The sequence below is a fragment of the Mesotoga sp. Brook.08.105.5.1 genome (genome assembly GCF_002752635.1).
GTDB lineage: Bacteria > Thermotogota > Thermotogae > Petrotogales > Kosmotogaceae > Mesotoga.
In genome coordinates this window covers 46,064-60,201 of the sequence record NZ_AYTW01000016.1, presented here as the reverse complement: position 1 = coordinate 60,201, position 14,138 = coordinate 46,064, and the positions used below count along the sequence as shown (strand labels likewise).

The window sequence follows — 14,138 nt, the reverse complement described above, 5'->3', positions numbered from 1 at the left end:
TCCTCAACCTACCATCATCAGGAAGTTGAATTTGTTGGCGAAGATAATCAGTATCATAGCAACTGCGGTTATGGCTATCCAGGGCACTACACACTCTTTCAAGAACGAGCCGTAAGAACCTTTATAGCCAACCGTACTCACTGTCAACCTCCCTATCAGCGCAGTTGGGGGTAGTCCATCTCCAAGAGGCCATAGAAGGCTTAATCCTGCCAAAACAATTACCGGGTTTATTCCGTTTGAATTCAACATCCAGATAAGCGGTATTCCTATTACCATCGCACCACCATATGTAAGGAGACCTTCCGATATCGGTATTATGAAGGGAAGGAGTATCCAGACTATAGCCAGAGGAGCCGTAACAATCCACATTGAGATCAAACCCTTCACACCATTGAAACTCATGACCTGGATCAGCATTCCCACAACTGCGGTGGTTGCTATCAGGGGTGTTAATTGGGCAACGGTCTCTTTGCTGACCTTCAGAATATTCACTCTCTTGAAGTTCATTAGCCAAGCAACTAACGCACAGATTGCAAAGACTAGAGGCAATCCGAGAACCGGGAATCCGAACGGCCAGATTCTGGGGGCCCCGAGCAGGAATATCAAGACAAGGAAAGGAACAGCAACACTCCACCCGGAGAGCCCTTTGGGATCGGGAATCTCTTTTAGTGCCTTTTCTTTGTCTATGTTCTTTGCACCACGTCCAAAGAACAGGACAGAAAACAGCGCCAGAATCAAGATCGGTACAAGAAGAGGCATTGTGAACCCCACATAAGGTATTGCTGTTCCCGCACAAGTCATCATTGCCCAGATGTTGACTGGCGGAGCAGCAGCGCTCAAACCCGCAATTATGAAGATTAGCGCCGAAATCCTGACCTTTGAAAGTCCCATCGCGTTAAGGGCTGCTGCTACCGTACCCCCCACAACTAGAACGGAGATACTCCCTGCTCCGGTAAGCGCTCCCGGAACTAGAATTACAAGCATCAGTAGTATCAGCATCAGGACTCTTTTGTTATGGAAAGCTCCAATTATCTTCCTGACGATATAATTCGTTCCACCCGACTCTTTGATAATATTCATGAAAATCGTCGCAAATACGAAGATAAGTCCAATGTCGAGGTAAGTTACAGATCCTTCGGCTATATGCCTGAAAGTGTCAAAACCTGCTCCTCCGGCAATTGCTCCCCCGATTACTGCAACAAACATACATAGTTCCGTTGAAAACTTCAGGAACTTTCCAACGGCGTAGGCTCCAACCATGACTAGCCCGGCTATGATCGTTTGCATATATATTGCATCAGCTGACAACGTGATTACCCCCTTATAATGAACGCGGCACAATCATCACGATCGCGCCGCATCCAATCAACTACAACCCGAAGACTTCTGTGAATGTGTCGAGAAGATCGAAAGCTGAATCAATCTCCACTATTGGCACATTTCTTTCTGAAGCGGCATTCGTGAATCTGCCGTCCTTGTTTGAGTCCTTTGTCACGATGAAGATGTCTGCAAAGGGAGCTACTGTGTCAATCATTACCTCGATCGGACTACCAGGAAGACCCCTCTGAACTGAACCGCCGATTGCCACGGCAATTATTGCGATCTCGTTCGCCTTTGCGTAATCGATGAGTGCCTTGAGCCTTGAAACTTCCGATTCTACAGACAATCCCGACGCTCCCATACCTTTGAGACTCGCACCAAGAACCAGGATCATTGACTGAAACTTCGTCCCTTTGGGATCAGGGGAAAGCGTGGTCACGTGTTTTCCAATAGCCGACACAGCTCCACCAAGGCCTACTCCGGCAGCTAGCTCATCTTTGGAGAGAATGTCGCAATAATCGTACTTCAAACCTACTTCGTCGGCAACATAAGTCACCGTCTCAACTTCCGTACTCTGACCGGCTGAAGTGATTACAACAGGAAGTGCCAGTGAGACTTCTGTAGCCGAGAAGGCAAGTGCACCGACAACAGAAACAATAATCATAACGAGAATTGCTTTCTTCATGAAACTACCTCCTTCTTTCTGCTCTATTCGACTCATTTATTTGAAACAAATATTGTATACAAAGTCCGAAATTATCGAAGAAAGCCTGCCCCGAAAGGGGCAGGCCAGGACTATCATTTAGGTTTGTAAGCGTCGTCGCCGAAAATGTGACCTTCGTCGTATCCTACTGCATCAAGCCACCAGTCGGGGTATCCAGCTGAAGAACCAACGTTCGGGATGTTGATGTATCCGTCTCTGTACTTGGTTATTAGATATTCGTTGAAATCCCAAACCTCCGCCATTACTCTGTCGGTAACGTCGGCAACGTAATCAGTAAGGAATTCCTTACATAGTTCTGGATCTGTTTCGTAAAGCTGTGCAGCTGCCGCTTCAATCGCTGGCTGTACTGCAAAGAGCTTTCCTTCTATCTTCTTCTGAAGTTCCTGAATCTCCGGATACATGTAACTCCACTTCAGTTCTGCCCAGTTGCCCATGAAGTTGAATGCCCAAGATGCGACATTATAGTCGAATTCCTGAAGGCTACCACTGTCATAAGCATAAGGAACGTCCGTTATTCCACAGTACATCGGCACAAGAATCGTTTCGTGAGGTGCAGCTGCTCCCCACCATACTACTCCACCGACAGGATCAGGAAGCCAGTCTCTCGACTGAGTGACGAAAACGTACTCACATCTGAAGATAGAAAGGGCTCTTTCCCAGCTTCCCTTTATTAGCTTACTGGAACCGGCATAGCGATTAGGATTGCCGAATGGACCTGCTGCAAGCCCTTCAGTAAGATCGAATTCTGTTCCTTCGTAGTGATCTCTGAAGAGATCAATAACATCTGCAACCGACAGTTTCTTGTCAGGTACGATAGAGAATGGGTAGTCTTTTGTAAAACTGTCTTCTACCCAGGGAGAAAGTCCAAGAGATGGAGAGACTCTGTCGAGAACTCTCCATGTTCTTCTCAGACTGTAGTAAGGCATAGAGTACTCGCCTGTACTAACAGTCGCCATCCAGTCGATAGGACCTGTGCTGGGATCGTACCAGCCGGCTTCTGTTGCAACATCGATAAGATTCGGCGAGAACATATTGTCAGGGCTTTCAGGATCGAGTTCTCTTATCCTGAACATGTTCGATTCTACGAAGACTTCTCCATCTGGAACCTTCTTCGCCGCCCAAAGTGCACTCTTCTTGTCTGGCGATGCACAGATTTCGAAGACCCAGGCTTCGTTTGGGTCTGTTACTGTCAGTGTTTCTCCCCAACCGTAGTAACCGTACTCAACGGCAAGCGCACCCATGAGTTCTATTGCTTCTCGGGCTGTGGTAGTTCTCTCCATTGCAACTCTCGAAAGAGCAGCAACATCGAAAATACAATCTGCACTTGGCTGCGCATAGACCTTCGCAGAACATGTACATTCACCGATTGCCAGCTGATGTTCATTGATTACGCCATAAACTGCATCAAAGTAGCCAAATGTGTGCTCGACCTGATCGATGTAACCCAGAGGCTCTGTTGCCGGAAGGTCTGGATCGTTGTAGGTCGGACCCATATCTGCACCGACATAACGTGGATATGGCTCGATGAAAGGATATACTGCTCTCTTTGCTCCCGCTTCATAATCTGCGGGTGGAACATAGACGTACCTGAAATCACAGAGGCCACAGTCAGCTGAATGGCTCGTCATTACTGAACCGTCAACAGACGCACCCTTAGTAACGATGATTGTGGTACATGCAAGGCCAATACTGACTATTGCAGCAGCCACAATCAGGACCAATAGGATCTTACGCAAATGAAACCCCTCCCAACTAGATTTTATTGGGGATATACCCCAGTTTAAGGTCGCTAGACCTCATCTATTTTCCTAACGAAATCAACCAAATATCTTTTCCGCCCTTGTTGCTTTCTACGTCTCCGTCAGATGATGTTGAATAACCACAGAAAATATGCTTTTCATCTGAACTGACACCCGAAAGAATTAGATCGTCTGCCGATCCACCTACCGATAATGATTCGACAAGCTCACCGTTTTCCTTTATTACAATTATCCACCCATCGTTCATACCTAGAGGATCTTTGACGTCAACATTCTGTGAAGTTGTGTGACCTGCAACAAGAAAGTGTCCGTTCCCGAATCGCTGAACCACGCGTGCTATATCTGTAAAGGTTCCTCCATAATTCTTCGCCCAGATTTCTTGCCCAGCTCTGTCTACTGTTACAACGTAGAAGTCTTTCCCTCCGAGTCCGCTGGAAAACATAGATACTCCAGCATCCTGTTCACCAACAATGATTATTGTGTCCTCAAAAATCATCACATCGTAACCATCTTCGAGATACATACCACCGTAACTCTTATAGGAAGAAAGGACTCCTTCATTATCGATGACCGCAAGTGCAGCCTGTTCGTTAACGTAATTACAGCTAATTCCTACGTCTTTGTAGGTCGTATAGCCTACAGCCAGTATCTCGCCTATGTCAGTAATCGTTAGCTTTCGAGCAAGATCTTCGTTGTTGTTTTCTCCATCTATTGTCCACTGCTTCAGAAGCTCTCCTGTAGAAGCGATCTCAATTATCCAGAAATCTTCTCCCCATACATGTCCTCGAACATCTCCATCTACCGATCTCGTGTAGCCTGCAACGACCACATTTCCCGAGGGCCTCTCAACAACATCGTAAGCATGGTCCTGGCCACTTCCCCCGAATGTCTTCTCCCAGAGTAGTTCACCTTCCGAGGAAAGCTTGATTATCCAGAAATCTCCAAGCTTGTTACTCACGGAAACATCGCCGTCTGATGATTCTGTCATGCCAACAACGATGAAGCCGCCGTCTCTTGTCTCAGCTATCGCTTCTGCAACATCAGAATCACTACCACCGAAAGTTCTAGACCACAACACTTCAAAAGAGCCGTCCATTTTCACTACGAGAAAATCCTCTTCCCCTTTTGAAGTCCCGAGATCTCCGGTAGTCGAAGTTGTATATCCTGCAATCAGAATACTTCCGTCTTTGAGCAAAACCAGACCGTTTGCAACGTCATCGCCTTCTCCTCCGTAAGCAATCGAATACTCAACACTAATCTCTGAAAATGTAAGTGCGCTTAACATAATAACGGCTAACAAAAATACTCTCTTCATTAATCCTCCTGTTAGTCACAGCACCTGCCGCCGCCGAAATCCCTTTCAAAGATTGAAACGAGATCTACAACAACTGGCAGCTCCACCAATATAGGGGTATCACTTTTCAGATATGGCAAGTATTGATCAGTGGGGCTCTCGGCTACTATAAGGACATCTAGAAACGGAACGATTGTTCGGACGAACTCTTCCTTTACGGGATCGTTTCCAATCCCTTCAACATCGATGTCTATTGCTAGAACCTTTCCTCCAGAGCTCTTCACTGAAGAGGCAAGCATCTCAATTCTAATGATATCTTCTGCTGATCCCCGTTCAGCGCCTCCAACAATGACAACAAGAGTACGATATGGAGTTCCGGTAACGTAGAATGGATGGAAAAATTCGTCGGGTAGCTCTCTCCCAATCCTGTATCCAGCACCAGAAGCGAGATCTTCGACTGTCGCAAACCGCGAATAGTCACGAGCAATCTGAAGACTGTCACAAAAATAGGTTATATTCTGAAGTTCTATGCTCTCGCCCCAAACTGTCATTAACAGAGGATCTTCAATAACGGGCAAAGGTTCGACTGTCAGAGAGCAAAGAATTGAACCAGCGAAAAGAATCAGCATAACCGTAGCAATTTTCAACAGTGCCATCCCCAAAATAAATAATAATCAGTCCAAGAACGGAAAACTCATTAAGTTAGGTTGTAAAACTTTCTTATAATCATTATAGCAAAGCCTTATGCCATTTTGCCCGCTTGCTCCAATCGATACACAAGTTTTAAATAGGAGGAAAAAGCTCTAGTTTCTGACTCCATGAGTGAGATTCCCTTTCAAAAAGACTTCCTGGCTCATTAAACACTTGCATCAACTTATTGACATGTCCCACATGGAACCACAGTCGCGGCTTAAGAATCGAGAAATCGACTTCAAATGAGTCTATAGTCATACGATATCAAGAACGCTTCAAGAAAAGAAGGGCGAAGATTACTCCGCCCTTCGATAGAACAATAGTACTATCTTCTGGTTGTATCTCCATAACCAACAGCTTCGAGCCACCAGGTTGGGTACCCTGCAGTAGAACCATTCACATAACCGTCGTTCAATGTGTAGATCAGTTCATCAGCGAGTTTCCACCATCTATCCACAACTCTATTAGCAAGACCGTTGCTGTAGTTCGTGATGAAATCAATCGCTGCTTCTGGACTGCTCTTGTAAAGTTCGAGCGCAACCTTTTCGATCAGTGGCTGATTCGTGAGGAACTCAGTTTCAAACTTCGTGTATTCCTCTTTGATAATCTCTATTGCGACATTGTATCTCAGATCGGCTAGGTTAGAGACGTGGTTGAATGCCCACCATGCAGAACTTCTGTCGAAGAAATTCCTTGCTCCCTGACTGAATGACTCGGGAACACTGGTAGCGCCAGCGTAGAAGGGAATGTATACAGTTGAATGAGGCGCATCTTCGCCAAACCATACCAGTCCACCGATTTCAGCAGGCATCCAGTTTCTTGCCTGTCCAACGATTACATAAGAACACCTGAACATGGAGATTGCTCTTTCCCAACCGTCGTAGTTGACACCTTCTGGCCTTTGACTGGAAGAGGTCGCATATCTGTTAGGATTGCCAAAAGGACCCGCGGCAAGACCAACCGTGAGATCGAATTCTGTTCCTTCATAATGATCGCGCTTGATCATCATAAGATCGTGAACAGAAACCTTCTTGTCTGGTTTGACTGACAGAGGGTATCTCTCTGCCCAGGGATCAAGCTCAAGTGATGGGGCTAGAAGATCCAGTACTCTCCACTCTCGTCTTGTGTTATAGAATGCATTCTTCGGCCCATAGGCTGCATAGAAGAGGAAAGTCCCTTCTCCGTCCCACAGTCCTAGATCGATAGCGGTTGAGTAGACATTTGGAGAGGCCATGAAGTAGTCGGTGTTCTCAAGATCGATTTCTCCAATCCTCGATCTGTTGGCGTGAACGAGAACATGATCGTCCGGAATTCTCTGTGCAACCCATACCGCTCCGGGTTCTTCGCTCCCAGGAGACCAGAAGGGTCCAGGACCACAGATCTCAAAGAGCCATGCCTCTTCTCCGTCGATAATTGTTAGTCCTTCGCCGCCATCGCCATATCCGTACTTCTCGGCTAGTTCTCCCATTACCTGTATAGCTTCCCTCGCCGTAGTGGCTCTCTGAAGACCGAGAACCTGCAACTGCTCGATTGTCATCCATCCCTGAGAGTTTCTAAGCGCTCTCTCACCACTCCAGGTTGTTTCTCCCATTATTACCTGGTTTTCGTTCATGAATGGATATCCTATGTGGAAGTAGGTGTACGTTACCGGTGCCTGAGGTATTTCTCCCACGTAAGATACAGTCCTTCCGGGAATACCCGCCTGACAGAGACCCTTGTAAATGCTTACGGTCTCGCCCTCTTCATGTACTCCACCGGGAATAATCTGAATTCTGGCATCGTAGCTGCCATCACAGGTGTGTGTGGTCATCGTTGAACCGTCAACCGATGCATCCTTTCCTACCAGGATAGAGGTGCATGCCATTGCGGTTACGCCAAATCCAACAAAAAGCACTAACAAAACAATAAGTACACGTCGCAATTCTTTCACTCCCCTTTCACAAAATGGGGGTCGGTCTATGACCGACCCGGAAAATATTCCAGAACTAACTTAAATCAAGGAAGCCTAAGAATCAAAGAGTCTGCTAGATCCCAATATGCTTCCTCTACCTCGATCATCAAGCTGGAAACGTAGCTAGTTAGGAATTCAACTGCCAGATCCCTATCGGTCTTGTAAAGCTCAAGTGCTGTAGCCTCAATTGCTGGCTGGACTTCGAAAATCCTTTCCTGAAGAGGTTTTCTGACAGCATCTACTCTCGGCATCATGTCCTGATACCTGACTCCGGATAACCTGTCGACAGTATAGAATGCCCAGAAAGCATCATCTCTGTTGATCTTGCTGTCCCCTCTGTTTATTGTGGTCCAAGATTCAGGAACGCTGGTCGTCGCACAGAATAGAGGAACAACAACTGCTTTGTGGGAATTTCCAAGACCAAACCACGAGACCGCACCAATCTCAGGTGGCAACCAGTCTCTCGTTTGGTTTATGAAGAAGCAGCTTGTACTCTGAACACCGATGTTCCTTACGCTCGGAATTCCAAGAAGATTTCTGAATTCACTTCCTGGCTGTGGCGATGCCAGCCCACTCTTCCTTATCTCGTCTCCGTATTCATATAACCAGGCTTCATTAGCTTCCATGTCACCAGGTGTACCAGTCATAACATCTCTGTAGAGCTCAATTATGTCATATACCGAAACCAGTTCATCAGGCTTCACAGAGAAAGGATAGTCATCAGTCTTGTCATAGGACCAGTTACCGGAAGGATTCAAAGTGCTGAAAATCCTCCAGAGCCTGGAACTCCACTTACCTTTGATGTTTCCGTAAACATACTTCCAGACAAACGGTTCACCACTAGCGGGATCATAAAGACCGAGTTCGATGGCTGTGTCGAGATAATTATCGGAGATATAGAAGTCTTCCTCTGGAACGGCCGGCGGTCTTTTTGTCTCAGGATCTATTTCTCCAATCATACTGTAGTTGACAACAGCCGAAATATGTTCATCGGGGACACGCTGGGCAGCCCATACGGCTCCTGGACCATCTCCTGGCTTCCAAAGAGGGCCTACCCCGTAAACTTCAAATACCCATGCCTCCTTGCCATCGGCTATTGTGATGCATTCCCCAAGATTGCAGGATTCGCGGTAACCATACTCTTCGGCAAGTTGCCCCATAAGCAATATAGCTTCCCTTGCAGTAGTACAACGTTGTAGTGCAAATGCCTGAAGCTGCTCAACAGTCATTATTGCTTCGGGACTATTCGCAGTTGCTCTTGCTCCTCCCAAGGTTGTCTCGCCCATAAGAAGTCCCTTTTCGTTGCCAAAAGGATACGATGTCAGGAAGTACTGGTAAGTATGCTCCACCTGCGGAATTTCGCCCAGTTTCTCGAGTGGCCTTCTATCCGCGTAAACTATCCATTCCCAAACAGGTGTCATGCTTCCCGGTTCATGGTCTGCTGCAGGCTGTATCAGAATCCTAGAATCATATGTCCCGTCAACTGTCTGCGAACAGATAACAGAACCATCAATTGTAGCCATCTTACCAGCAAGTATATCTGTGCAGGCAATCAGACTTGCGTAGAAAACTGACAGTACAAGAACAATCGTTACTAGTATCTTTCTCACCTAAAAACCCCTCCCTTTTGAGGAAAAAAACTCAACAATAATGATGCTTTACCGGTCATTCATAGTAAATCTTACTTGCACTTGCTTTAGATGGATCCTGGAAATAGAAGCCGGTACCGTTACTAACTACCTCGTCGTATCTCGGAACTCCTCCGACAAGTACCTCCTTTCCTGGATTGAAATCGCTCCATAGCTCGAGAACCATGAGAGTCGTGGAGCAGTGTCTGCCGACTCTCACATCGATTGGCCAACCTTTCTCGTCTATCTTCTCGTAAAGCAGACCGTACTTTCCGGCTGTCATAACAAATTCATCCTTACCTGTTAACAGAAGCGCCTCATCCGTGATTCCCCTAACCCTGTCCAGGAAAGGCTCGGGAGTCTCGAACAGAAGAGATATCGCGTCCGAATGATCCCCCACTTCTCTATGAGAGAGTCCGTGAAGGCTAGGAGGAGAGAACTCCATCCCGATCCTGAATTCCGAAGAAGTGAGAATCATGGAAGCCAGCCCCGCTATGTCTGCGGCCTTCTGATGAGCAACTATTGTGCTTATGACAGGGTACTCAAGCTCGGCCTCATGTAAGTCGATGAAAACGTCAACTCCTTCTTCCCTTATAAGATTCATGAAAGCGTAGTTAGTCTGTTCTGTGATCATTCCGTTCTCCCTGCCTGGCCATGTTCTGTTGAAGTTACGAATGTCCATGTAGGCAAGAAGCTGACCACTTGGATAGTGGACGTACGTCTCGGGATCCGGCCACGAATCGAGAGGGCTTGTCCATCTGTCTCCCATTCGGTATTTGCTCTCTCCCCAGGGTGTTTCGATCGTGTAATACATGGGATATGCGTCCCCCGGTCTGGTAACTCGTGATCCACTCTGGTTTGCAGTTATGGCTACGATCAGCCTTCCCTTGCTTGGCATGGCGTTCTCGACTAATATCTTTGCGGCTAGATTCGTCGCTGGTTCCTCTGGATGAGATCTACCAATCACAAGTGCCGTTCCACCGGGTACACCACTATCGATTATGTAGATATTGGTGTCGTTTATGGTGCCTTTCAAGGGCGCAAAATAGTCACCAAGAGTCTTCACATTGGTTACCCCCGGTCCAATTACAACTGGCTCCCGGAAGTTTCTGTGGTTGTAGAACTCGATCCCCGCAATAATAAGGGCAATCCCGACCAATGCAGTTGAAACTATTTTGACAATCATCAGGTTTCTGTCAGTCATACCAGCACCCCCTACTTGATTCTCAGGATTCGCAGGATGAATGGCATTAACATGACAGAAAAGAGGATTGCCTCCTGAAAATTCTTGGTCTTGATCAGGTTTCTAGCTATAACGAAAACTACAAAAGCGATTATCAAGTAGTAACAGACACTGATTATTGTATAAAGAACAGCCATTAACAACACTTCCTTTCGGCCATGACATCACCCGCCAACCAAGAAGGAAAGTTCATTACTGAAGATCAAGAACAGTGTAGTGATCAGCAGAATAAACCCCATTGGAACAAGCGAAGTCTTCAAGAAATCCTTATAGTAGTGACCCTTGAACTTGAGCTCCATAACCGTTGCCCTTCCAACAACTGCAGTAGGGGGAAGAATATCTCCCACTGGCCACATTACTGCCATTGCAGAAAGAGCGATTATTGCGTCCATACCTTTCATGTTGAACAAAAGTATAAGGGGAACTCCGAGAAGCGGTGCAACCGCGTATTGGAGCAACCCTTCAGAAACAGGCAATATTAGCCAGAGTGCAGCAAACAGAACCCACATAGGCAGTGTCACTACGGCCAGAGAGATCAACCCTCTTGCGCCACTCAAAGCCATTATCTGTATCAAAATACCCACAACTATCATGATTCCTACAAGAGGGATCAAAGTGTTTATAGTGTTTGTCGCTATTTTTAGAATCTCCAACTTCTTGGGACTGAGGAGAATCGCAAATACAGATGCTACAACGAACATGAAAGGCAACCCCAGCGTAGGAATTGAGTGGGGCCATATCCGTCCCGCCATGATCAAGAATATTAGGACCACGAAGGGAATTCCTACCCTTATCCAGTTCATCTTCGCAGGCGGTTCAGGCAGCTCCTTCAAAGCTTCTCCTAACTCTACAGGCTTGCCCTTTCCTCCCAAGAAGAACATCGCAAACAGAGACCCCGCAAGCGACAGGACAAGGAGCGGAATGAAGAAGCCTACATAAGGCATGTTAGAACCTGCGGCTGCCATCATCGCCCAGAGGTTAACAGGAGGTGCGGCGGCACTCATTGCAGCACAAACGAAAATTATCGCTGCTACTCGTTTCTCAGATATTCCCATGTAGGTGAGAACTGTCCCAACCAGCGTACCGACCGTGAGCACTGTGGTAGCACCAGAACCAGTCAAAGCACCGGGAATTAACAGGAGAAGAGTCAGGAAGAAAAGGCAGAGCGCTCTGCTCTTGTGGAAGGCAGTAACTATACGCCTTACCAGAAAGGCGACTCCCCCGGACTCCTTTATCAGATTCATGAAGAAAGTAGCAGTGATAAAGATCAAACAGACATCAAGATAAGTGAAAGAGCCTTCAACCAGATGACGAACGGGAATAGCTCCACCAGAATGTACAATGGCCGCTGCGATTGCAGCAACTAACATCGAGAGTTCAACACTAAGTTTAAGTGCCTTTGCAATCCCGAAAGAGACGGCAATTACGGCAAGTATTAGACCAGCGTGGAAGTACACCAGGACACTCCCCCTTCAGAACCGACCATGAGGTCGATTGCAAAATGATTCATTGTTTCACTCCGACTCAAACAGCTCTTTTAGAGCGGGACCGATGTCCAACGATTCCTTCACCTTGATCAGAGGTATTCCATTCTTTTCAGAGTAGTTCGTGAAGAAACCATCTGAATCGCTGTCAGCGATGACAAGAATCAAATCGGATTTTGGAATGACTGTATTTATCGACCTTTCGTCAGTAGAATCTACACGGCGCGCCATCCCCTCAATGTGTGCACCAATAATTGTCATTCCGAGTTCTTTAGCCTTAGAAATAAGAGCTTCAACCCTTTTAACCTCGAAATTCATATCAATACCGGCGGCTCCCATTCCTTTGAGGCTCGTTCCTGTGGTTATAACCAATGTCTTTGGAGCATTTTCTCCTGCCGCCATCTCGGAAAGCTGTTCGGCAGTCAAGAGATCCTCCTGAACACAGGCGATCTGGCTTCTTGTACACACCAGTCTGAACATCAAAGCACCCGGACTCTGCCCCATAGTGGTTACAACCATAGGTGGCTGAACGACCGGCATCTCAGTCTCCACTGAGAAAAGGGCAGAGCACGGCAAAACTAAAATCAGCATTACTAGAAATCCCAGGATAATCTTTCTCACAAAAAACACCCTCCTTTTAAAACTATTGAACTAATATACAGACTACCCATTCTGGCAAATAATAGACCCAAAACGATACTCTTGAAGGCTGCCGAAGAATATAGAAACAAACAATAAAATAAGTACGTAATCCTTATCGTTTACAAACTTATTCTACCATCTCTTCAATCTCTGACAAACCATGATCTGTCAAGATGATCTCCAATGTAGCGCAACTACGTTCGATTATCACTTCATAGTTAATTGATGTGTGATAAGCCAATCGGCAAATGCATTCTTGTTTAATTCTCTGCTTTCATTAGCTTTCGATCCAGTTAATTACCCGCATTGTTATGTTTATGGAAATTCTGCAGACTCATCTCATGCGTGCTACCATGGAAACCAAAAATCTCTTTCTGGAGGGTTTTGATGAAGAGCTGGAGGGTCTGGGAAGGTTACGAATACATCATGTTGAAACCAGGCGAGTTGAAGGGCATAAGGGATGCCATAAGATATTATGACCCGAAAGGAAAACTTGTCGCGGTACAGGTACTACGAAAAACAAGCGAACTGGGGCAGATGAAGATTACATAATCATCCTTTAATGCAGGTTCCCATATTCATATCCTGAACAATTATCAGTCCCATAGAATACATAACCAGGCATAAAACGAAATACAGCCCAATAGGGATTAGTACTCTCAAGACTCTATTCGAGGTTCTGGAATTCAGTTTTTCTACTAAGAAATTGACTGAGAGAATTATAGCCAAAACAAGAGTGTACTCGACTCCAAATAAGAAGAACGGTAAATCGTTTATCTGGTTAACACTGAAATAGGCTTGACCAACTTTCTCCCAGAAAGGCCATGGTGTGAACATCAAATGGCTGATAAGATAGACCGCCCACGTTCCAAACACAATCGGCAAACTCTTTGAGGTCTTCAGATAGTATTTCGAAAAGAGATAGGCGCCTATAACTATTCCCGAAAGATGCACAACGTCATAAACTATCTGGAGCATGTATACATGGTCAGAAAGATCGAGAGTTGAGAGTGCCGCAACAAGAGAGATTCCCATTGTCGCCATTGCCCCCTGTTTTGCCCACTCCCACCCAAACAACAGAGCCAACCAACCAATCAAGAATACTAGATAACATAGATAGATCAGATTATGTAAGTTGTTCGTCGAAAAATAAGTAATCCCGCCGTCAGAAGTGTGCTCGTATTTCATATCAAGAAGATCGAGATCGAAATGCTGGTTTGGTCCACTGTAACCGCAATCTCGCCACTCGTAAAGCCACCCATCCCAAGTTAAGTAGAAGATAAGAATTAGAATCCACAAAACCATGAAAAAAAAACCGAGCCTTCTCTCAAATATGTTTTGGTTTAGCTTCATAATAACTCCCGCCGAAAAGACTAAAGATAATCCTGATTTTATCATG

At 46.0% G+C, this 14,138-nt stretch carries 13 protein-coding genes; 1 reads left to right on the top strand and 12 read right to left on the bottom strand.

Annotation, left to right across the window (positions count from 1 at the left end; all coding sequences use genetic code 11):
* Positions 1-3: 3 nt before the first annotated feature.
* The 11 genes from V512_RS07250 to V512_RS07205 all read right to left on the bottom strand — a co-directional run bounded on the left by V512_RS07250 (position 4) and on the right by V512_RS07205 (position 12,718).
* Positions 4-1,308 carry a C4-dicarboxylate ABC transporter gene (locus V512_RS07250; protein WP_099829781.1) on the bottom strand — a complete coding sequence of 435 codons (1,305 nt, stop codon included), beginning with the start codon at positions 1,306-1,308 and terminating at the stop codon, positions 4-6.
* 61 nt (positions 1,309-1,369) lie between these two features.
* Positions 1,370-2,005, bottom strand: a complete 636-nt coding sequence (locus tag V512_RS07245; RefSeq protein ID WP_099829780.1) for a DUF6305 family protein — start codon at positions 2,003-2,005, stop codon at positions 1,370-1,372.
* 113 nt (positions 2,006-2,118) lie between these two features.
* Positions 2,119-3,780 (bottom strand): C69 family dipeptidase, encoded by a 1,662-nt coding sequence (locus V512_RS07240; RefSeq protein WP_099829779.1) that lies wholly within the window; start codon positions 3,778-3,780, stop codon positions 2,119-2,121.
* Between the two features lie 64 nt (positions 3,781-3,844).
* Positions 3,845-5,119 carry a hypothetical protein gene (locus V512_RS07235; protein WP_219724926.1) on the bottom strand — a complete coding sequence of 425 codons (1,275 nt, stop codon included), beginning with the start codon at positions 5,117-5,119 and terminating at the stop codon, positions 3,845-3,847.
* Positions 5,120-5,130: 11 nt separating this feature from the next.
* Positions 5,131-5,754 (bottom strand): DUF6305 family protein, encoded by a 624-nt coding sequence (locus tag V512_RS14595; RefSeq protein WP_243392306.1) that lies wholly within the window; start codon positions 5,752-5,754, stop codon positions 5,131-5,133.
* 362 nt (positions 5,755-6,116) lie between these two features.
* Positions 6,117-7,712 (bottom strand): C69 family dipeptidase, encoded by a 1,596-nt coding sequence (locus tag V512_RS07225; RefSeq protein WP_099829777.1) that lies wholly within the window; start codon positions 7,710-7,712, stop codon positions 6,117-6,119.
* Between the two features lie 74 nt (positions 7,713-7,786).
* Positions 7,787-9,352, bottom strand: coding sequence for a C69 family dipeptidase (locus V512_RS07220; RefSeq protein WP_099829776.1), 1,566 nt, complete (start codon positions 9,350-9,352; stop codon positions 7,787-7,789).
* A 55-nt stretch (positions 9,353-9,407) separates the two neighbouring features.
* Positions 9,408-10,574, bottom strand: coding sequence for a succinylglutamate desuccinylase (locus V512_RS07215; protein WP_099829775.1), 1,167 nt, complete (start codon positions 10,572-10,574; stop codon positions 9,408-9,410).
* An 11-nt stretch (positions 10,575-10,585) separates the two neighbouring features.
* Positions 10,586-10,750: a hypothetical protein gene (locus V512_RS14590; protein ID WP_165775359.1), complete on the bottom strand. Its 165-nt coding sequence runs from the start codon at positions 10,748-10,750 to the stop codon at positions 10,586-10,588.
* A 27-nt stretch (positions 10,751-10,777) separates the two neighbouring features.
* Entirely contained in the window at positions 10,778-12,070 is a 1,293-nt protein-coding gene (locus V512_RS07210) for a C4-dicarboxylate ABC transporter (RefSeq protein ID WP_099829774.1), read from the bottom strand.
* Between the two features lie 57 nt (positions 12,071-12,127).
* Positions 12,128-12,718, bottom strand: a complete 591-nt coding sequence (locus V512_RS07205) for a DUF6305 family protein (RefSeq protein ID WP_099829773.1) — start codon at positions 12,716-12,718, stop codon at positions 12,128-12,130.
* Between the two features lie 408 nt (positions 12,719-13,126).
* On the opposite strand from V512_RS07205, the gene V512_RS14585 reads away from it, so the two are divergent.
* Positions 13,127-13,291 (top strand): hypothetical protein, encoded by a 165-nt coding sequence (locus tag V512_RS14585; protein ID WP_165775358.1) that lies wholly within the window; start codon positions 13,127-13,129, stop codon positions 13,289-13,291.
* Here V512_RS14585 and V512_RS07200 read toward each other — a convergent pair whose 3' ends face one another.
* Positions 13,292-14,092 (bottom strand): hypothetical protein, encoded by an 801-nt coding sequence (locus tag V512_RS07200; RefSeq protein WP_099829772.1) that lies wholly within the window; start codon positions 14,090-14,092, stop codon positions 13,292-13,294.
* Between the last annotated feature and the right edge of the window lie 46 nt (positions 14,093-14,138).

What these genes read in the sequence shown, in the direction of transcription:
- V512_RS07245 (WP_099829780.1), bottom strand. Translation starts at nt 2,005, where the DNA reads ATGAAGAAAGCAATTCTCGTTATGATTATTGTTTCTGTTGTCGGTGCA.
- V512_RS07235 (WP_219724926.1), bottom strand. Translation starts at nt 5,119, where the DNA reads ATGAAGAGAGTATTTTTGTTAGCCGTTATTATGTTAAGCGCACTTACA.
- V512_RS14595 (WP_243392306.1), bottom strand. Translation starts at nt 5,754, where the DNA reads ATGGCACTGTTGAAAATTGCTACGGTTATGCTGATTCTTTTCGCTGGT.
- V512_RS07215 (WP_099829775.1), bottom strand. Translation starts at nt 10,574, where the DNA reads ATGACTGACAGAAACCTGATGATTGTCAAAATAGTTTCAACTGCATTG.
- V512_RS14590 (WP_165775359.1), bottom strand. Translation starts at nt 10,750, where the DNA reads ATGGCTGTTCTTTATACAATAATCAGTGTCTGTTACTACTTGATAATC.
- V512_RS14585 (WP_165775358.1), top strand. Translation starts at nt 13,127, where the DNA reads ATGAAGAGCTGGAGGGTCTGGGAAGGTTACGAATACATCATGTTGAAA.
- V512_RS07200 (WP_099829772.1), bottom strand. Translation starts at nt 14,092, where the DNA reads ATGAAGCTAAACCAAAACATATTTGAGAGAAGGCTCGGTTTTTTTTTC.